At 73.0% G+C, this 16,880-nt stretch carries 15 protein-coding genes; 12 read left to right on the top strand and 3 right to left on the bottom strand.

Annotated elements, in window-relative coordinates; genetic code table 11:
- Positions 1 to 145: 145 nt before the first annotated feature.
- Together ACEZDG_RS05300 and ACEZDG_RS05295 are read right to left on the bottom strand one after the other, a co-directional pair.
- Positions 146 to 4,015 (bottom strand): type I polyketide synthase, encoded by a 3,870-nt coding sequence (locus ACEZDG_RS05300; RefSeq protein WP_380503015.1) that lies wholly within the window; start codon positions 4,013 to 4,015, stop codon positions 146 to 148.
- Between the two features lie 111 nt (positions 4,016 to 4,126).
- Positions 4,127 to 4,762 carry a TetR/AcrR family transcriptional regulator gene (locus tag ACEZDG_RS05295; RefSeq protein ID WP_380503012.1) on the bottom strand — a complete coding sequence of 212 codons (636 nt, stop codon included), beginning with the start codon at positions 4,760 to 4,762 and terminating at the stop codon, positions 4,127 to 4,129.
- Positions 4,763 to 4,919: 157 nt separating this feature from the next.
- On the opposite strand from ACEZDG_RS05295, the gene ACEZDG_RS05290 reads away from it, so the two are divergent.
- The 11 genes from ACEZDG_RS05290 (at position 4,920) to ACEZDG_RS05240 (ending at position 15,612) form a co-directional block, all read left to right on the top strand.
- Entirely contained in the window at positions 4,920 to 5,612 is a 693-nt protein-coding gene (locus tag ACEZDG_RS05290; protein ID WP_380503010.1) for a response regulator transcription factor, read from the top strand.
- A 147-nt stretch (positions 5,613 to 5,759) separates the two neighbouring features.
- Positions 5,760 to 6,911 (top strand): isopropylmalate synthase, encoded by a 1,152-nt coding sequence (locus ACEZDG_RS05285; RefSeq protein ID WP_380503007.1) that lies wholly within the window; start codon positions 5,760 to 5,762, stop codon positions 6,909 to 6,911.
- 46 nt (positions 6,912 to 6,957) lie between these two features.
- Positions 6,958 to 7,143, top strand: coding sequence for a lysine biosynthesis protein LysW (locus tag ACEZDG_RS05280; RefSeq protein ID WP_380503004.1), 186 nt, complete (start codon positions 6,958 to 6,960; stop codon positions 7,141 to 7,143).
- A gap of 1 nt (position 7,144) precedes the next feature.
- A complete protein-coding gene (locus ACEZDG_RS05275; RefSeq protein ID WP_380503001.1) occupies positions 7,145 to 7,996 on the top strand; it encodes an ATP-grasp domain-containing protein in 852 nt (283 codons plus the stop codon).
- A complete protein-coding gene (gene argC, locus ACEZDG_RS05270) occupies positions 7,993 to 9,048 on the top strand; it encodes an N-acetyl-gamma-glutamyl-phosphate reductase (protein ID WP_380502998.1) in 1,056 nt (351 codons plus the stop codon). The genes ACEZDG_RS05275 and argC overlap by 4 nt, the downstream gene beginning before the upstream one ends.
- Positions 9,045 to 9,884 (top strand): amino acid kinase family protein, encoded by an 840-nt coding sequence (locus ACEZDG_RS05265; protein WP_380502995.1) that lies wholly within the window; start codon positions 9,045 to 9,047, stop codon positions 9,882 to 9,884. Before argC ends, ACEZDG_RS05265 begins: the two co-directional genes overlap by 4 nt.
- 12 nt (positions 9,885 to 9,896) lie before the next feature.
- Positions 9,897 to 10,460, top strand: coding sequence for a type 1 glutamine amidotransferase (locus tag ACEZDG_RS05260; protein WP_380502992.1), 564 nt, complete (start codon positions 9,897 to 9,899; stop codon positions 10,458 to 10,460).
- A 23-nt stretch (positions 10,461 to 10,483) separates the two neighbouring features.
- Positions 10,484 to 11,602: a Glu/Leu/Phe/Val dehydrogenase dimerization domain-containing protein gene (locus tag ACEZDG_RS05255; protein WP_380502989.1), complete on the top strand. Its 1,119-nt coding sequence runs from the start codon at positions 10,484 to 10,486 to the stop codon at positions 11,600 to 11,602.
- Positions 11,599 to 13,263 carry an AMP-binding protein gene (locus tag ACEZDG_RS05250; protein ID WP_380502986.1) on the top strand — a complete coding sequence of 555 codons (1,665 nt, stop codon included), beginning with the start codon at positions 11,599 to 11,601 and terminating at the stop codon, positions 13,261 to 13,263. The genes ACEZDG_RS05255 and ACEZDG_RS05250 overlap by 4 nt, the downstream gene beginning before the upstream one ends.
- 78 nt (positions 13,264 to 13,341) lie before the next feature.
- Positions 13,342 to 14,646 (top strand): pyridoxal phosphate-dependent aminotransferase, encoded by a 1,305-nt coding sequence (locus tag ACEZDG_RS05245; RefSeq protein WP_380502984.1) that lies wholly within the window; start codon positions 13,342 to 13,344, stop codon positions 14,644 to 14,646.
- Positions 14,647 to 14,721: 75 nt separating this feature from the next.
- Positions 14,722 to 15,612, top strand: a complete 891-nt coding sequence (locus ACEZDG_RS05240) for a fumarylacetoacetate (FAA) hydrolase (RefSeq protein ID WP_380502981.1) — start codon at positions 14,722 to 14,724, stop codon at positions 15,610 to 15,612.
- On the opposite strand, the gene ACEZDG_RS05235 is transcribed toward ACEZDG_RS05240, so the two are convergent.
- On the bottom strand, positions 15,601 to 15,969 hold the full coding sequence (locus tag ACEZDG_RS05235; RefSeq protein ID WP_380502979.1) for a MerR family transcriptional regulator: 369 nt from the start codon (positions 15,967 to 15,969) through the stop codon (positions 15,601 to 15,603). The two genes, ACEZDG_RS05240 and ACEZDG_RS05235, sit on opposite strands and share 12 nt — an antisense overlap.
- Before the next feature lie 101 nt (positions 15,970 to 16,070).
- On the opposite strand from ACEZDG_RS05235, the gene ACEZDG_RS05230 reads away from it, so the two are divergent.
- Positions 16,071 to 16,811 carry an SDR family NAD(P)-dependent oxidoreductase gene (locus tag ACEZDG_RS05230; RefSeq protein ID WP_380502976.1) on the top strand — a complete coding sequence of 247 codons (741 nt, stop codon included), beginning with the start codon at positions 16,071 to 16,073 and terminating at the stop codon, positions 16,809 to 16,811.
- Positions 16,812 to 16,880: the final 69 nt, after the last annotated feature.

Raw genomic sequence — 16,880 nt, 5'->3', positions numbered from 1 at the left:
CGGGGCACTCCGATCAGTTCGGTGCCGAATCGGGTCGGGTCCCTCCCCCCCGGTCAATTCGGTGGACCATAGTCTAACTATGTTTCCGAGTCGTATACACGGGGAGCGCCGGGCCGGATCGGCTCGGCGCTCCCCGCGGGGCCGGTCAGTCCATGGTCGCCAGGATCCGGTTCAGGCTCTCCGGGCCGAGCAGTCGGCCCGCGGTCAGGTCAAGTCCCCAGTCGGAGCGCAGTTCTGTGCGCAGTTGCGTCGCCATCAGCGAGTCCAGGCCCAGGTCGCGCAACGGCCGCCGGTGGTCGATCCGGTCCTCCGGGATCTCCAGCAGCCGAGCGACCCGCTGCACCAGCGCCTCCGCCGCGGTGACGGCCGGACTCGGGTGCTGACGCGGGGCCGGGTGCGGGGCCGGGTGCGGGTACGGGGCCTGTGCCGTGGTCCGCGGCGGTCGCGGCCGGCCGGTGTCGGTGACGGCCTGCCTCCGCGCCCCGGCCAAGCGGCCGGTGCGTCCGGTGCGGCCGGGGAGCGCGCGCAGGTCGATGCCGAGAAACTCCGCGAGCACGAACCCGTCCGGGTCGAGCAGCAGCACGTCGCCGAGGCTGTGGCCGCGCCCCTTCGCGGAGCGGATCCGGCACAGCGCCCACAACTCGGCGCCCAGTTCCCCGTACACCTGGATCCGGCCGAAGCCGGCCGGCACCTGCGCGCTGCCGGAGCGGAAGGCGGCCAGCAGGACCAGCAGTCCCGCCTCCCAGGAGGCGGCGGCGGACTGGCCCGGGCCGGGGCGCAGCCGGGCGACCGCGCCGCCGTCCTTGCGCCACACCTGCTGGATCGCGCGGAGCTCTTCGTCGATCCCGAAGCCCAGCCGCTCCGCCAGCGCGGTGTAGCCCTCGCCGGTCAGGTAGTGCAGCCGCTGGGCCAGGGTGCGGTCCAGCAGTTCACGGCGGTCGCCCCGGTGCGCGGTGGCGGTGTCGCGGGGGTCCGCGGTGGCCTCGGCGCACAGTTCCCAGGGCGCGTCGGCGGTGCGCCGTGCCTGCGCCCGGACCCGGCGCAGGCCGTCGGGGCCGGGGCTGTCGACGCTGACCCGGAGCACGGCGCCGGCCAGTTCGTCGAAGGTCAGCGGCTGCTCGCCGAGCCGGACCCGGGTGAGGGCGACCGGCAGGCCGGTGGCGCTTCTGGCGGCTTCCAGCATGGCCTGCACGTACATCGAGGGCAGCACCGGTCTCAGGCCGCGGACGGAGACGCCCGGGCCTTGGTCGTCGAAGCCCCAGTCGCGCGGGTCCGCCTCCCGCAGATAGGGCGCGGAGGCCGGTTCGGCCCGGCCGGCGCCGGTCCCGGCGGCGCCGCTCGCGGTGCCGGAGTGGCGGAGCGCGTCACAGTCCCAGCTGTAGCCCGGCAGGTCCTCGGTGACCGGGGCGACCGGGCCGTACCAGCGGGTCCAGTCCACCCGCGCGCCGTGGGCGAACGCCCGGCCGACGGTCTCCAGCAGGGCGAGGGGCTCCTCGCAGTCGCGGCGCAGCGTGCCGAGCACGGCCCCCTCGGCCCCGGCGTCCCTGCGGGTGTCGTCGATCGCCTGGGTCAGCACGGGGTGCGGGCTGACCTCGATGAACACGGTCTCCCAGGCGCAGAGCAGCCGCACCGCCCCGGTGAAGCGCACCGGTCGGCGCAGATTGTCCTGCCAGTACTGGGGCCGCAGTTCGTCCCCGCGGACCGGCGCGGCCAGCACGCTGGAGACCAGGGGGGCGTGCGCCGGGCGCGGCTCCAGCCCGGCCAGGGCGGCGACCAGTTCGTCGCTGATCAGGTCCATGTCGGGGGAGTGCGAGGCCACCTCGACCCGCACGGGGCGGCACAGCACCTGGCGCAGCTCCAGTTCCTCGGTGACCGCGGCCAGTGCCGCGGGCGGCCCGGCCAGCACGGTGGACGAGGGCGAGTTCTCCGCCGCCACGCAGACCCCGACGAACGCGGGCCGCTCGGCCAGCAGTCGGGCGGCGTCGTCGGCGGACAGCTCCACGGCGAGCATGGCGCCGAGCCCGGCCAGTCGGCGCATCAGCCGGCTGCGGCGGCAGATCACCGCGCAGGCGTCGCGCAGGGTCAGCGCGCCGGCCACGTAGGACGCGGCGATCTCGCCCATGCTGTGGCCCAGGCAGACGTCGGGGTCCAGGCCGGCCTCGGCCAGCGCGGCGGCGAGGGAGACCCCGACCGCCCAGAGCGCCGGCTGGACCCGGTCGATCCCGGTGGGCAGTTCCTGCTCCTCGGTGAGCAGTTCGATCAGGGACCAGCCGAGCTCGGTGCGGATCGCGGCGTCGCACTCGGTGAGCGCGGCCCGGAAGGCGGGGGAGGACCGCAGCAGCCCGCGTCCCATGCCGAGCCACTGCGAGCCCTGGCCGGGGAAGACGAAGGCGGTCCGCCGCGGGCCGTCGAACCCGGCGTCGGCGAGGCCGCCCCCGGTGGCCGTGCCGCCGTCGGCCAGTTCCCGGAGCCGGGCCGCGACGGCCGCGTGGCTGTCCCCGCGGACCCAGAGCCGGTACGGGTGCGCGTCCCGGCGCAGGGCGGCCCCGGCGCACAGGGCGCGGAGCGGATGCCGGCCGCCCGGCCCCTCGAGGTAGTCCGCCCAGGACGCGGCCAGCCCGGTCAGCGATCGGGCCGAACGGGCGCTGAGCACCAGCAGTTGCTCCCCCCGGGGGTCTCCCGCGACCGTGACCGGCGCGGCGGCCGGGTCGGGGCGGTGGGCGCCCAGCACGACATGGGCGTTGGTGCCGGAGATCCCGAAGGAGCTGACGCCGATCCTGGACTGCCTGGCCGCCGCTGCCAGTTCGGTGGTGCGGGTGACCACGGTGACGGCGAGGCCCTCCTCGGCGATCACCGGGTTCTCCCGCGGGCAGTGCAGGGAGGCGGGTATGACGCCGTGTCGGGCGATCAGCACGGCCTTGATCAGCCCGGCGATGCCCGCCGCCGACTCGGCGTGCCCGATGTTGGTCTTCACCGATCCGGTCGGTAAGGGGCGGTCCGCGGGACGGCCGGTGGCCTCGGCCAGGGCGCGCAGTTCGACGGCGTCGCCGACCACGGTGCCGGTGCCGTGGGACTCGACGTAGTCGAGCTGGTCCGGGGTGATGCCGGCGGCCCGGCAGGCCGAGCGCAGCATGGCGACCTGTCCGCTGACGGCGGGTTGCAGCAGCAGTCCGCTGCCGCGTCCGTCGTTGGTGACGGCGCTGCCGAGGACGGTGGCCAGGATCCGGTCGCCGTCGCGTTCGGCGTCGGCCAGCCGCTTCAGCAGGACCACGCCGACGCCGTCGCTGCGGACGAAGCCGTTGGCGTCGTCGGCGCCGAAGCGGCAGCGGCCGTCGGGGGAGAGCATCGAGCCCTGGGAGTAGGCGATGGCGTCATGGCTGGAGAGCACCACGTTGACGCCGGCGGCGATGGCGAGGTCGCACTCCCCGGCGAGCAGGCTCTGCCGGGCCTGGTGCACGGCGACCAGCGAGGAGGAGCAGGCGGTGTCCACGACCACGCTCGGGCCGAGCAGGTCCAGGACGAAGGACAGCCGCCCGGCCGTCACCGCGCGCAGTTTGCTGCCGGCCATGTCCCGGACGTTGGGGCCGCCGGGCGGGGCGGACACCTCCGCGTACTCGGCGGTGGCCTGCCCGACGAAGACGCCGGCCTGTGTTCCGGCCAGGGTGGAGGGCCGCAGGCCGGCCTGCTCCAGCGCCTCCCAGGTGGCTTGCAGCAGCAGCCGCTGCTGCGGGTCGATGGCCCTGGCCTCGGCCGGGGAGATCCCGAAGAAGCCGTGGTCGAAGGCGAAGACGTCCTCGATGAAGCCGCCGTGCCGGGAGGCGGTCTTGCCGCTGGTGCCGGAGTGCGGCGCGTAGTCGGGTGCGATGTCGAAGCGCTCGACGGGGACCGGGGTCACCGAGTCCCGGCCGGCCAGGAGGTTGTCCCAGAACTGAGCGGGCCCGTTCGCACCGGGGAAGCGACAGCCGAGGCCGACGACGGCGAGGACGGCGGTGGAATCGTGTGTGGAGTGCTCCATGGGATGCGGCCAACCTCTTCTAGAACCGACCGGTGACGACGTGTCAGCGGTGCCAATGGGACTAGCTGGATGCAAACTTACACTGCAGACCAAGTTTGACCTCGGTTTTGCCTAAAGACGTGCGGACGTCGGCGCCAGGCCGTTGAGCAGCAGTTGGACGCCGAGCCTGAGCTCGGTGTCGAGCAGGCCGCGGCGCCGGTCCGGCGCCCGCCCGGCCCAGCGGTGCAGCGCGCCGACGTAGAGCCCCCACAGCACGTCGCCGACCCGCTCGGGGCTGACCGCGCCGGAGACGTCGCCGCGGACCAGGCCGCGTTCGACGACTCCGGCGAAGACCGCCCCCAACTCCGGCCGCCGTTCCGCCATCCAGCCCGCCTGGATCCAGGCGGTGAGCATCGCGGCGCTCAGTTCCGGCTCCTCCTCGTTGAGGTCGCCGAGCGCGGTCATGTAGGCGTACAGCGCCTCGGCGGTGCCGGCGCCTCCGCGCAGCCGGCCGGTCACCCGGCTGTCCAGCTTGCGCAGCCGGTCCTGGGTCCAGGCGCTGATCAGGCAGTCCTTGTGGGCGAAGTAGTTGAAGAAGGTGCCGCGCCCGATGTCCGCGCAGGCGGCGATCTCGGCCACCGAGGTGTCCGCGTACCCCTTCCTGCTGAACAGCAGCACGGCTGTGGCGTAGATCCGCTCCCGGGTGCGCTCCTGGTTGCGGCGCCGCCGGGACGGGGCGGTGGTTCCTTCGTCCGGGGGACGGGGCACCGGACCTCCATTGTTAGACCCGAGTACATTTTTGATCTATAGCCATAAAGATGACCCGAGTGTATCTTTACGCTGTTGCCCGGCCGGAGCAGGGACGAACCGGGCCGCCCTCCTACCCCAACCCACTCGTCCAGTACCCGGGGGAGCCATGGCTCAGATGACCACGCAGAGGCCGACCACCAGATCCCTGACGGTTTCCGTCCTGGTGGTCGAGAGCGACTCGGCGGCTGCGGCTGCCAGGATCCGCAGCCTGGAACGCCAGGGATACCTCGCCAGCAGCGCCCGCACCGGGATGGAGGCGCTCGCGCTGCACGACCGTTCGGACATGGTCCTGCTGGACCTCGACCTCCCCGACATCGACGGGCTGGAGGTCTGCCGGCTGATCCGGCGGGCCGGGCCCAAACCGGTCATCTCCATCTCCACCCGCGACACCGAACTGGACCGGGTGCTGGCGCTGCAGGCGGGCGCCGACGACTGCGTCACCGCCGCCTGCGGGACGCGCGAGATGCTGGCCCGGATCGAGGCCGTGCTGCGCCGTTCCCATCCGTGGCCGCAGGAGCCGCCCGAGCCCGAGCCCGACCCGCTGCACATCGACGACATCACCCGCGAGGTCCGGCTGCACGGCAGGCCCGTGGTGCTCACCACCAAGGAGTTCGACCTGCTGCACACCCTGGCCGCGAATCCCAGGAACGTGCTCTCCCGCAAGGAGCTCATGGCTCGCGTCTGGGACTGCACCTGGTCCGCCTCGACCAGGACCATCGACACCCATGTGAGCAATCTCCGGGCGAAGCTGGGCGAAAAATGGATCATCACGGTCCACGGTGTCGGTTATCGCCTCGGCTGCGGCTGAATTCCCTCTGTCTGCGATATTTCTCCGCTCGACATGTGCTGACAGTTCTTGACAAAGTTCGGTCCGGGAAAGCTTGTTCGACCTCGGGGTGGCCGTACAAGATGGTCGGCAAGGCGCTCCGAATTCCCTTCCGAAGGAGAGAACGCAATGGCACTCGCAGAGCAGCAGGAATTACTCCAGGAACCGCCCCGCATTTCCGATGCGACGCTTCGGGATTCCGCGCACATGGCCGGTGTCGAATTCGGCCCCAAGGACGCCGCCCGTATTGCCGACCTGCTGGTGCGGACCGGCGTCGAGCTGGTCGAGGTCGGCATGGTGGCCGGCCCCGACTCCAAGGACGCCGACCTGGTCCTGGCGACCCACGAGGCCGTCGGCCCGGACCGCAGCATGACGCTGCTGGTCGTGCGGGACCGCCAGCAGGTGGCCAAGGCCCTCGACGAGGCCGAGCGGCTGGGCGTACGGCACATCATGTACTCCATCCCCACCTCCGAGCAGCACGCTGCCCTGAAGCTGGGTTCGCCCAGCGCCAAACTGCTGACCGCCGTGGCCAGGTCCGCGATCTCCCAGGCCAAGGACCGGGGCTTCCACGTCACCTTCAGCGGCGAGGACGGCGCCCGCACCCCGGCGGAACGGCTGGTCCCCTATGTCACCGCCGGATTCGAGGCCGGGGCGGACCGCTTCCGGCTCGCGGAGACGGTCGCCTATCTGTCGCCCTGGCAGATGCAGGAGGTGATCGCGGACCTGACCGCCATCGACGGCTCCGAGATCGAGATCCACTCGCACAACATGCTGGGCATGGCCGTCGCCAACTCCCTGGCCGCGGTGCGGGCCGGCGCCCGGTGGATCTCGGCGACGGTCGGCGGCATCGGCGAACGCGGCGGCAACGCCCCGCTGGCCGAGCTGCTCACCTCGCTGCGGGTGATCCACGGCGACACCCGCTTCGACCTGACCCACCTCACCGAGCTGTCGCGGCTCGCGCTGGTCGGAGCCGGCCTCGGCGAGGCGTTCCAGTCGGGCCCGACCACACCGCACGCCTTCGCCTACGAGCTGCCGGGCCAGCTCAACCACCCCGAGGCGTACGAGACGCTGCCGGCCGAGCTGGTCGGCAACGCCCGCGACCTCCGGGTCCGCACCCGGCTCACCCCGGCCCTGGTGACCTGGGCCCTGGCCGACTCGGGCGTCCTCGTCGACGTCGCGGCCTTCACCCCCTGGCTGACCGAACGCCAGGAGCGCGACGGCGCCCCGCTGCTGGACCGGGAGGCCATCCGCAAGGCCGCCGTCGACTTCCAGAGCGCCTGAACCCCTCCACCACCACGCACCCATCGCCACCGACCGGAGTTGACGCATGTCCACCGCCACCCTGACCGGATCCTGCCCCGAGTGCGAGACCGACCTGACCGTGCCCCCGGTCGTCCGCGGAGAGACCCTGTCCTGCCCCGAGTGCATGCTCACGCTGCGCGTCGAGGACGTCCAGGAGGGCCAGGTGGTCCTGGAGATGATCGAGGTCCAGCTTCGTGACTGGGGCCAGTGAGATGACGAGGACCATCGCCCTCGTGGCCGACCGGGTCGGCTGGGAGGAACAGCAGCTGATCCGGACCGCCCCCGAGTTCGGACTGCGGATCGACTGGGTCAACGACGAGTCACTGTGCCTCGGCGACCCGGACGGCGGCTCCCTGCACGGCTACCGGGCCGTGCTGCTGCGCAGCCGCAGCTACACCCGCGGCGGCCTGGTGGCCACCCTCGCCGAGGCGTCCGGGCTGCCGGTGCTGAACAGCGCCAGGGCCATCAACGTCTGCGAGAACAAGGCCGTGCTGCGGGCGCTGCTGCAGGCCGCCGGGATCCCGGTGCCTGACTTCCGGCTGGTGCTGTCCCGCAAGGACTTCGGCCGGGCGCTGGAGGAGCTGGGCGTGCCGGTGGTGCTCAAGCCGATCTTCGGCGGCATGGGCAAGCGGGTCACCCTGATCCGCGACACCGACACCGCCGACTCCGTCTACGACTACGTCGAGGACCTCGGCCACGCCTTCGAGCAGGCCTGCCTGGTCGAGCCCTACCTGGCCGGCGGCACCTCGGTGCGCTGCTTCGTGGTCGGGCGCGAGGTGGTCGCCGCGGCGGAGTTCGGCAGCGCCGGCACCGACTGGCGCAGCAACGCGGCGCTCGGCAACCGCAGCAGCGCCATCGGCTACGACCCCGAGGTCGTGAAGATCGTCGACGCCGTGGTCGCCGAACTCGGCACCGGGATCTACGGAATCGACCTGTTCCGCACCGACGACGGCTTCGTCGTCAACGAAGTCAACCACGCCCCCGCCTTCCGCGGCGTCGCCTCCGCCACCGGCGCGGACATCCCGCTGACCATCGGCGCGTACCTCCAGGAGCTGCTCGTATGATCCGGGCCGGAGTCGTCGGAGCCTCAGGGCTGGCCGGCGGCGAACTGATCAGGCTGATCACCCAGCACCCCGAGCTGGAACTGGCCTTCGTCGGCGGTTCCAGCAGCGTCGGCCGCCGGCCGGCCGAACTGCACCCCAATCTGCGCATCGACTTCGGGCTGACCGTGCAGCCGGTCACCGAGGACATCGCCGACCAGGTCGACGTCGTCTTCCTGGCCACCCCGGCCCCGGCGTCGGCGGAGCTCGCCGCACTGCTGGCGGACCGGGTGCCCTCCGTCATCGACCTCAGTGGGGCCTTCCGGATCCGCACCCCGGAACTGCACCGGCGCTGGTACCCCAAGGTCGACCGCAGCACCGAACTGGCCGACCGCTTCGTCTACGGGGTCCCGGAACTGGTCAGGGACCAGCTGGTGGACGCGCCGCTGATCTCGCTGCCGGGCTGCTACGCCACCGCGATCACGCTGGGCCTGGCACCGCTCACCCTGGAACTCGGCCTGGACCTGAGGACCGTGCTGGTGGACGGCAAGAGCGGGTCCAGCGGGGGCGGCCTGCACCTGCGCACCGCGGACCTGCACCCGTTCCGCAACAACGCCATCACTCCCTACTCGCCCACCGGGCACCGGCACGCGGGCGAGGTCGCCGACTTCCTGGCCCGCGCCAAGTCGGGCAGCGTCGGCTCGCTGACCATGTCCGCCTACGGCGTCCCGCTCGTGCGCGGGCTGCTGACCAGCTCCTACGTGTTCACCGACGGGACGGTGGACCAGCGCACGCTGCAGCGGGCCTACACCCGCTTCTACAAGGGCGACCGCTTCGTCCGGGTGCGCAGGCACGACGAGACGCTGATCCCGGTCCCCGACCCGCAGGCCGTGCTGGGCTCCAACTACTGCGACGTGACCGCCCTGCACGACGAGGAGGGCGGCCGGATCGTCGTCCTCGCGGCCCTCGACAACCTGGTCAAGGGCGCCGCGGGACAGGCGGTGCAGGCGGCGAACATCCGGTTCGGGCTGCCCGAGGAGACCGGGCTGACCATGCAGCCGGTGCTGCCCGCATGAGCGCGGCAGCGGGGCAGCCGACCCCGACTCCGACCCCGACCCCGACCCCGACCCCGACCCCGACCGTGGTCAAGCTCGGCGGCAGCTGCCTGGACGACCTCGACGGGAGCTGGTGGGACGACCTGGCCCGGCACGGCCGGGAACGGCCGCTGGTGCTGGTGCACGGCTGGTCCAAGCCGCTGCGGAAGCTCAGCCCCCGCTACAGCGAGCCCTCGGCGGTGCTGCGCGACCGCTACGGCAACCAGAGCCGCTGGACCACCCCCGAGGTCATCGCCGACATCAAGACCGTCAGCGCCGAACTGGGCGCCGACGTCCTGGCCCGGCTGGAGTCCCGCGGCATCACCGCGGAACGGCTGCTGGGCAGCGACGGCCTGATCCAGGCCGGTCCCGGCGAACGCTGGTGGTGGCGCGACAAGCAGCTGGTCGAGCTGGAGAACCTGGTCGGGCCGATCACCGGGGTCGACCCGGCGGCCCTGAAGAACCTCCAGCCGGGCCACGCCTACCTGGTCACCCCACTGGCCAGGAACAGCGAGGGGCAGGAGATCAACACCGACGCCGACCGGGCCGCCGCGGCCGTGGCCGGCGCCGCCGGGGCCGAGGACCTGGTCCTGGTCACCGACGTGGCCCATCTGCTGATCGACGGGGAACCGGTCCGCCGGATCACCGCGGCCGACGCGGCGGCCTTCCGCGACAAGGGCGCCACCGGCGGCATGCGCAAGAAGCTGCGCGCGGCCGGCGAGGCCCTGGACCGGGGCGTGCGGCGGGTGGTCATCGGCAGCGCTTCGGTGACCGACCTGCTCGACGCCCGCACCGGCACCGTCATCACCCGAACCTAGAGGAGCACCAGCATGGCGCGATCCCGTGTGCTAGTGGTCAACAACGGGACCCTCTCCCTGAAACAGCTCCGCCGGCGCTTCGAGGACCTGGGCTCGGACACCGAGGCGGTCGACGCGACCTCGGTGCCGGCCCGGATCGACGGCCGCTACCAGGCCGTGGTGCTGAGCGGAACCAAGGTCCGGGCCTACGACCTGGACCACTACCGGCCGCTGGTCGACCTGGTGATGGGCGCCGACGTGCCCGTCCTCGGCATCTGCGGCGGCATGCAGATCATCGCCGTCGCGGCCGGCGGCCGACTGGAGGACGGACCGCAGCGGGTCGGCGGCCACGAGGTCCAGGTCGACAAGGAGGACCCGCTCTTCACCCATGTGAAGCCCACCGTGACGGTCTTCCACCGGCACACCCTCTACCTGCAGGAGGCGCCGGAGGGCTTCCGCTCCATCGGCCGCTCCGAGCACGCGCCGGTGGAGTTCCTCCGCTCCGACGACGGCCGGATCTACGGCGCCCAGGCGCACCTGGAGTTCCGCAGCGACGGCCTGGAGATCCTCCGCGGCTTTGCCCAGCAGTTCCAGTGAACATGAGAAAGCAGGGATGGACCATGAGTGACCTGGACAATCCGCAGGACCCCGCGTTCACCGTCCACCTGAACGGCAGCGGCGGCGCGCTCAAGGGCTGGGTGGTGGTCGACTCGCTGTACGAGGGCCTGGCCATGGGCGGCACCCGGATGACGCCCGGCGTCACCGAGGAGGAAGTGGCCGGCCTGGCCCGGGACATGACGCACAAGTTCATCCTGGCGGGCCTGCCGATCGGCGGCGCCAAGGCCGGGATAGTCTCCGACGGCAGCGACCGGGAGAACACCTTCCGCACCTTCGGACGCACCGTCAAGCCGCTGCTGCACGGCGGCATCCACCTCGGCATCGACATGGGGGTCACCCCCGCCGACCGCGCCGTGTTCTTCGCCGAGGCGGGCTACGACCCCCGGTTCCGGCCGGGGGTCCCGGACATGCCGATCGACTGGCGGACCTACTACGAGCCGCTGATCGACGCCACCGGGCACGGCGTCGGCGTCGGCGCGGTCACCGCGCTGGCCGCCGGCGGACGCACCGGGTCCGCCCGGGTGGTGATCCAGGGCTTCGGCGCGGTCGGCCGCGCGGTCGGCGCGTACCTGGAGGAACGCGGCCATGTCGTCGTCGGCGTCGCCGACATCGAGGGCACGATCAGCGCCGACCGGCTGCCGGTGGCCGAACTCGTGGCCGTCACCGACGAGTTCGGCCGGATCGACCGCTCCCGGCTGCCCCAGGGCGTGGTCCTCTCCAGCGAGCCGGACGCCTGGCTGGACCTGGACGCCGACCTGGTGATCCTGGCCGCGCAGAAGCACGCGGTGAACGCCGACAACGCGCACCGGGTGCGCGCACCGCTGGTGGTCGAGGGCGGCAACCTCTCCTCCAGCGCCGAGGCCAGGGAGAAGCTGCGGGGCTCGGGCGTCACCGTGGTCCCCGGCGTCATCACCAACATCGGCGGCGCGGGCTCGGCGGCCCTGGCGGTCACCCGGCGGGTGCCCTTCGAGCTGTCGGCCGACGCCCGCAAGGCCTGGGTCTTCGACTGGGTCGGCGACACCGTCAGCCGCAACACCCGCGACCTGCTGGAGATCGCCGCGACCCGGGCCGGCGACCCGCTGCCGGAGCTGCTCGACTTCCGCCGCAAGGACCGCCGATGACCCCGACGACCACGGCCGTGCGCCCGGGCCCGGCCACCGCCGCGGCCTCGGAGCGGGCGGCCGAGTACCGCGGGCGCGGCTGGTGGCGGGACGAGACCTTCCTGGACGACCTCTACCGCCAGGCCCGGCTGCGTCCGCACAAGCTCGCCATCGCCGGGCGCCGGATCGCCGACTCCCGCACGGACACCCTGGACTACGCGGAACTGGCCCGGCTGACCGACAGGTTCGCCGGGGCGCTGCTGGAACTCGGGGTGCGGCGGGGCGACTTCGTCGCCGTCCAACTGCCCAACCGCTGGGAGATCGTGCCGCTGCTGTTCGCCTGCATCCGGGTCGGCGCCGTGATCTGCCCGATCGCCCCGGACTGCCAGGAGGAGGAACTGCGCCACCGGCTCGCCCTCACCGAGGCCGCGGTGTGCGTCACCGTGCCGGAGTGGGACGGCTACCCGCTGGCCGGGACCGTGGTCCGGCTGCGGGACGAACTGCCGCTGCGGCACGTGCTGGTGGTCGGCGGCCACCCCCCGGAGGGGGCGCTGGACTTCCACGACCACTTCGTGGCGGTCCCGCACGAGCAGCGGCACCGGGACCGTCCGGCCGGGCGTGAACTCGGGCCCGACGACCCCTTCGTGGTGCTGTTCACCTCCGGCACCACCGGGCCGTCCAAGGGGGTGCTGCACAGTCAGAACACGGTGCACTCCGGGGTCCGCGGCTATGTGGACGCCTTCATGCTGGGCGACGACCTGGTGGCCGCCGTCACCACCCCGCTGGTCCACTACTCCGGCTTCGGCCAGGGCGTGCTGGCCGGGGTGATGCTGGGCGGCACCGTGGTGTTCCAGGACGGCAAGGACAACCCCGGCCTGCTCGACCTGGTGGAGCGGTACCGGGCCACCCTGCTCTACGGGCCCCCGCCGATGCACCGCGACGTGGTGGCGGCCCAGCAGGCCGACCCGCGCGACGTGTCCTCGCTGCGGCACGCGGTGGTCGGCGCCGCACCGGTCCTGCAGAGCATGGTCGAGGTGCTGCGGGAGACCCTGTCGGCCCGGACCTACTCGGTCTGGGGGATGTCGGAGTTCGGCCCGATCACCATCACCCGCCTGGACTACGACCAGGACCGGGCGGCGCACAGCCACGGCGCACCGGTCGACGCCATGGAGATCCGCATCGACTCCTTCGAGGACCAGGACCGGCGGGCCCCGGTCGGCCGGCTGCGGGTCAGGGGCGCCTCCCAGGCGCTCGGCTACCACCGGCGCGAGGACGTGTTCGCCGCCGAACTGACCGCGGACGGCTGGTTCGACACCGGGGACGTGGCCCGCGAGGACGGACGCGGCGGCATCCGGATCCTGGGCCGGGCCAAGGACGCCATCGTGCGCGACGGCGTGGTGCTGCCGATGGCCGAGCTGGAGGCCCTCATCGCCGGCCACCCCCGGGTCGCCGAGGCCGCCCTGGTCGGCCCGAACGGGCGGATCGACGACCCGGTCCTCGCGGTGGTCGTCACCCGGGGGGAGGTGCCCCCGGGCCTGGACGAGATCCGTCGCCATCTGCTGGCCGCCGGCCAGGACCCCCGGTTCCTGCCGGCCCGCCTGGAGGTGGTGCCGGAGCTGCCGAAGACCCTCACCGGCAAGGTCCGCAAGATCGAACTGCGGAAGCGCTTCGGCGCCGGGTGACCGTCCGGCCGCACCCGCTCGCCCGCTCGCCCGCCCGACCCGCCCGCCCGCCGTCCGATCGACCCGTTGGAGTGCGCCATGCCGGAACCCGTCCCGGTGACCATGTCCCCGACCCTGGCCGCGGACGAGGCGCTGGAGCGCCGACGCCGCGCAGGGGAGCAGGTGCTGTCCCTGGCCAGCGGCGAGATCGGGCTGCCGGTGCTGCCCGCGCTGCGGGAGCGGCTCGCCGCCGCGGCGGGCCGCAACGCCTACGGGCCGGTGGCCGGCAGCGCGGAGCTGCGTGCCGCCGCCGCCGGGTACTGGGGGCGGCGGGGCCATCCCGCCGACCCCGACCTGGTGGTCTGCGGGCCCGGCAGCAAACCGCTGCTCTTCGCCCTGATGCTGGCCGTCGGCGGCGATGTGGTGGTGCCGGTCCCGAGCTGGGTCAGCTACGCGGCCCAGGCCCGCCTCGCCGGAGCCAGGCCGGTCGAGGTGCCGACGCTGCCGGGCGAGGGCGGAGTGCCCGACCCGGCGGCGCTGCGGGCGGCGGTGACCGCCGCCAGGGCCGCCGGGGCTGACCCCCGCTGCGTGGTGGTCACCCTGCCCGACAACCCGACCGGGACGATCGCCACCGCGCGGACCCTGCGGCGGCTGGCGGAGGCGGCCAGGGACCTCGACCTGGTCATCGTCTCCGACGAGATCTACTGCGACCTGGTCTTCGAGGGAGGGGAGTCCGCGCCCTCCCCAGCGGTCTTCGCCCCCGAGCGGACCGTGGTGACGACCGGGCTGACCAAGAACCTGGCCCTGGGCGGCTGGCGCACCGGCGTGGCGCTGCTGCCCGCGGGCCCGCTCGGCCGGCGGCTGCGGCAGCGGCTGACGGCCGTGGCCAGCCAGATCTGGTCGACCGCCCCGGCCCCGGTCCAGGAGGCCGCCGCCTATGCCTTCGAGGAGCCGCCCGAGGTGGTCGGCTACGTCGCCGCGGCCCTGCGGCTGCACGAGACGGTGGTCCGCGCCGCCGCCGGGTCCTTCGCCGCGATCGGCGCGGAACTGACGCCGGTGCGCGCCACCTGCTACCTCTACCCGGACTTCGAGCCGCTGCGGGAGCAGCTGCTCCGCGCCCACGGCGTGGCCGACGCCGTGGGTCTGGCCACCCTGCTGGCCGAGCGCTACGGCGTGGGCGTGCTGCCCGGCACCGCCTTCGGCGAAGCCGGCGGCACCCTGCGGATCCGCGCCGCCACCAGCCGGCTCTACGGGGCCACCGAGGCCGAGCAGAACGCCGCGCTCACCAAGTCCGACCCGCTGCGCCTCCCCTGGATCAAGGCGTCCCTGGACCGCCTCGCCGCGGTCCTGGACGACCTGTCCCGGTCGGCCGCCGACCGGGACGCCACCCCGGCCCGGGTCTGAGCACCCGCCGCCGACGCGGGTCCGGAACCCCTCCGGACCCGCTGGAACCGACGACCGCTGGAGGTCGATCCACCCGTGTCCACCATTGTCAGCGAGTACGAGTACCGGGGCCGACGCTACGTCAGCCTCGGCATCACCGCCCCGGGGGAGCCGCAGAGCCTGCACCCCGTGGCCGAGGGCCGGCTGCTGGCCGCCCTGCTCAGCCCGGACGCCCCGGCCGCCGTCGCCGCGCTCACCGCGGAGACCGAGCCGGTCACGGTCACCGCCGGGGACCCGGCCCTGCAGGCCCTGCCCCCGCTGCTGCCGACCACCGGCCCTTCCCTGGTCAGCGGCTTCCTCGGCACCCACAAGTCCAAGGCCGACGCGATCGTCGGACACGACGGCCAACCGCCGCTGCCCAAGTGGTTCTTCAAGGGCCTCGGCTCCTGGCTGCGGCTGCCCGGGCAGCCGCTGGTCGTCCCGGCCGAGCCGGTGATCCTGGTCGAGGAGCCGGAGGTGGTGCTGGTGTTCGTCAACGACGAGGCCGGCGCGCCCCGCTACCTCGGCTACACCTTCGGCAACGACCTGTGCGACATCGGGCTGCACCGGATCGACCCCGGCTACACGCCTTCCGGCAAGCTCTGCGACACCGGCCTGGCGACCCACCTCTTCCTCGGCGAGCCGCCCCGGTCGGCGACCGGCCGGACCGTCATCGAGCGGGACGGGCAGCCGGTCTGGGAGGGCAAGTTCGACTGCGGCGCCGACGCGCTGTTCTTCCAGGTCTCCGACCTGGTGGACCGGCTCTTCTCGTTCCCGGCGCTGCGCCGCCCCGGCCTGGTCAACTACGTCCTCACCGGGGCCGACCGCAGCAGCTTCCACGACGGGTTCCGGATCGCCGACGGCGACCGGATCGTGATCGACGTCGCCAGCCACGGCGCCGTGCTGGCCAACACCGTGCGGTTCGGTGGCGGGGCGTCAGCCTTCTGAGGGGCGGCTGACCTCGGCGAGGTAGTCGGAGACGGCGTCGCGGTTGCGTTCGAGGCAGGTGATCCGCTGGGTCATCCGGTCCCGTTCGCGGGTGAGCGTGGCCAGCATCTCCGGGGTGGCCTCGTCGAAGTGGATGGTCCGCGGTGTGCTGAGGCAGGGCAGGATCTGCTTGATGATCCGGGTGGGCAGGCCGGCCGCCAGCAGGCCGCGGATCTGCAGCACCCGGTCGACCAGGGACTCGTCGTAGTCCCGGTACCCGTTGGCCTCGCGCCGGGAGACGATCAGCCCCTGCTCCTCGTAGTAGCGCAGCAGTCGCCGAGGGGTGTCCGTGCGCTGCGAGAGCTCTCCGATCCGCATACCAACCAGCTTAGTGCAGAACCGACTTGACCTTCACATTAATGGAAGGGTTTCAGTATCCAGTCAGGAGCGAAACCCACGTGTCTACGGAGGAAGCAGCAATGAGTGAACTGACCGGCAAGGTGGCCCTGGTGACCGGTGGCAGCCGGGGGATCGGTGCCGCGGTGGCCAAGCGGCTGGCGGCGTCGGGGGCGACCGTGGCCCTGACCTACGTCCAGGCCGAGGACCGTGCCAAGGAGGTCGTCAAGGAGATCGAGGCGGACGGCGGCACGGCCGTCGCCCTCAGGTCCGACCTGACCGAGCCGGAGGCCGCGGCGGCCGCGGTGGAGCAGACGGTGCGGGAGTTCGGCCGTCTCGACATCGTGGTGAACAACGCGGGCTTCCTCACCTACGGGCCGCTGGAGCAGGTGTCGGCGGAGGAACTGGACCGGGTGCTCGCCGTGGACGTCAGGTCGGTGTTCCTGACCGCCCAGGCCGCGTCCCGGCACCTGGGCGAGGGAGGCAGGATCATCAGTGTCGGCTCCTGCTTCAACGGGCACGTGCCCGGCGGGAACTTCGTGCTCCAGGCGACGGCCAAGTCGGCGCTGGTCGGGCTGACCAAGGGGCTGGCCCGGGAGCTCGGGCCGCGCGGGATCACCGCCACCATCGTGGACCCGGGGCCGATCGACACCGACATGAACCCGGCCGACGGTGAGACCGCCGAGTTCCAGAGCGGCATCACCGCCCTGGGCCGTTACGGCGTGGCCGAGGACATCGCCGCCGCCGTGGTCTTCCTGGCCGGCCCCGGCGGTCGCTACATCACCGGCACCAGCATCGCCGTGGACGGCGGCTACACCGTCTGACCCGGCGGGGGCCGGTGCTACCGGCGGACGACTGAGCGGTGGGCCCGTGGTCGGGAGACCACGGGCACA

Origin of the sequence: Streptacidiphilus alkalitolerans (assembly GCF_042511045.1) — a bacterium.
Taxonomy (GTDB): domain Bacteria; phylum Actinomycetota; class Actinomycetes; order Streptomycetales; family Streptomycetaceae; genus Streptacidiphilus; species Streptacidiphilus alkalitolerans.
Note: the sequence above shows the minus strand (reverse complement) of the source record. Positions and strands in the feature narration are given on the sequence as shown.

Bases quoted from the DNA above. Each gene is read 5' to 3' on its own strand.
- ACEZDG_RS05275 (WP_380503001.1), top strand. From the start codon at position 7,145: ATGACGAGGACCATCGCCCTCGTGGCCGACCGGGTCGGCTGGGAGGAA.
- ACEZDG_RS05235 (WP_380502979.1), bottom strand. From the start codon at position 15,969: ATGCGGATCGGAGAGCTCTCGCAGCGCACGGACACCCCTCGGCGACTG.
- ACEZDG_RS05260 (WP_380502992.1), top strand. From the start codon at position 9,897: ATGGCGCGATCCCGTGTGCTAGTGGTCAACAACGGGACCCTCTCCCTG.
- ACEZDG_RS05280 (WP_380503004.1), top strand. From the start codon at position 6,958: ATGTCCACCGCCACCCTGACCGGATCCTGCCCCGAGTGCGAGACCGAC.
- ACEZDG_RS05290 (WP_380503010.1), top strand. From the start codon at position 4,920: ATGACCACGCAGAGGCCGACCACCAGATCCCTGACGGTTTCCGTCCTG.
- ACEZDG_RS05230 (WP_380502976.1), top strand. From the start codon at position 16,071: ATGAGTGAACTGACCGGCAAGGTGGCCCTGGTGACCGGTGGCAGCCGG.
- ACEZDG_RS05265 (WP_380502995.1), top strand. From the start codon at position 9,045: ATGAGCGCGGCAGCGGGGCAGCCGACCCCGACTCCGACCCCGACCCCG.
- ACEZDG_RS05300 (WP_380503015.1), bottom strand. From the start codon at position 4,015: ATGGAGCACTCCACACACGATTCCACCGCCGTCCTCGCCGTCGTCGGC.
- ACEZDG_RS05255 (WP_380502989.1), top strand. From the start codon at position 10,484: ATGAGTGACCTGGACAATCCGCAGGACCCCGCGTTCACCGTCCACCTG.
- ACEZDG_RS05250 (WP_380502986.1), top strand. From the start codon at position 11,599: ATGACCCCGACGACCACGGCCGTGCGCCCGGGCCCGGCCACCGCCGCG.
- ACEZDG_RS05245 (WP_380502984.1), top strand. From the start codon at position 13,342: ATGCCGGAACCCGTCCCGGTGACCATGTCCCCGACCCTGGCCGCGGAC.
- argC (WP_380502998.1), top strand. From the start codon at position 7,993: ATGATCCGGGCCGGAGTCGTCGGAGCCTCAGGGCTGGCCGGCGGCGAA.
- ACEZDG_RS05285 (WP_380503007.1), top strand. From the start codon at position 5,760: ATGGCACTCGCAGAGCAGCAGGAATTACTCCAGGAACCGCCCCGCATT.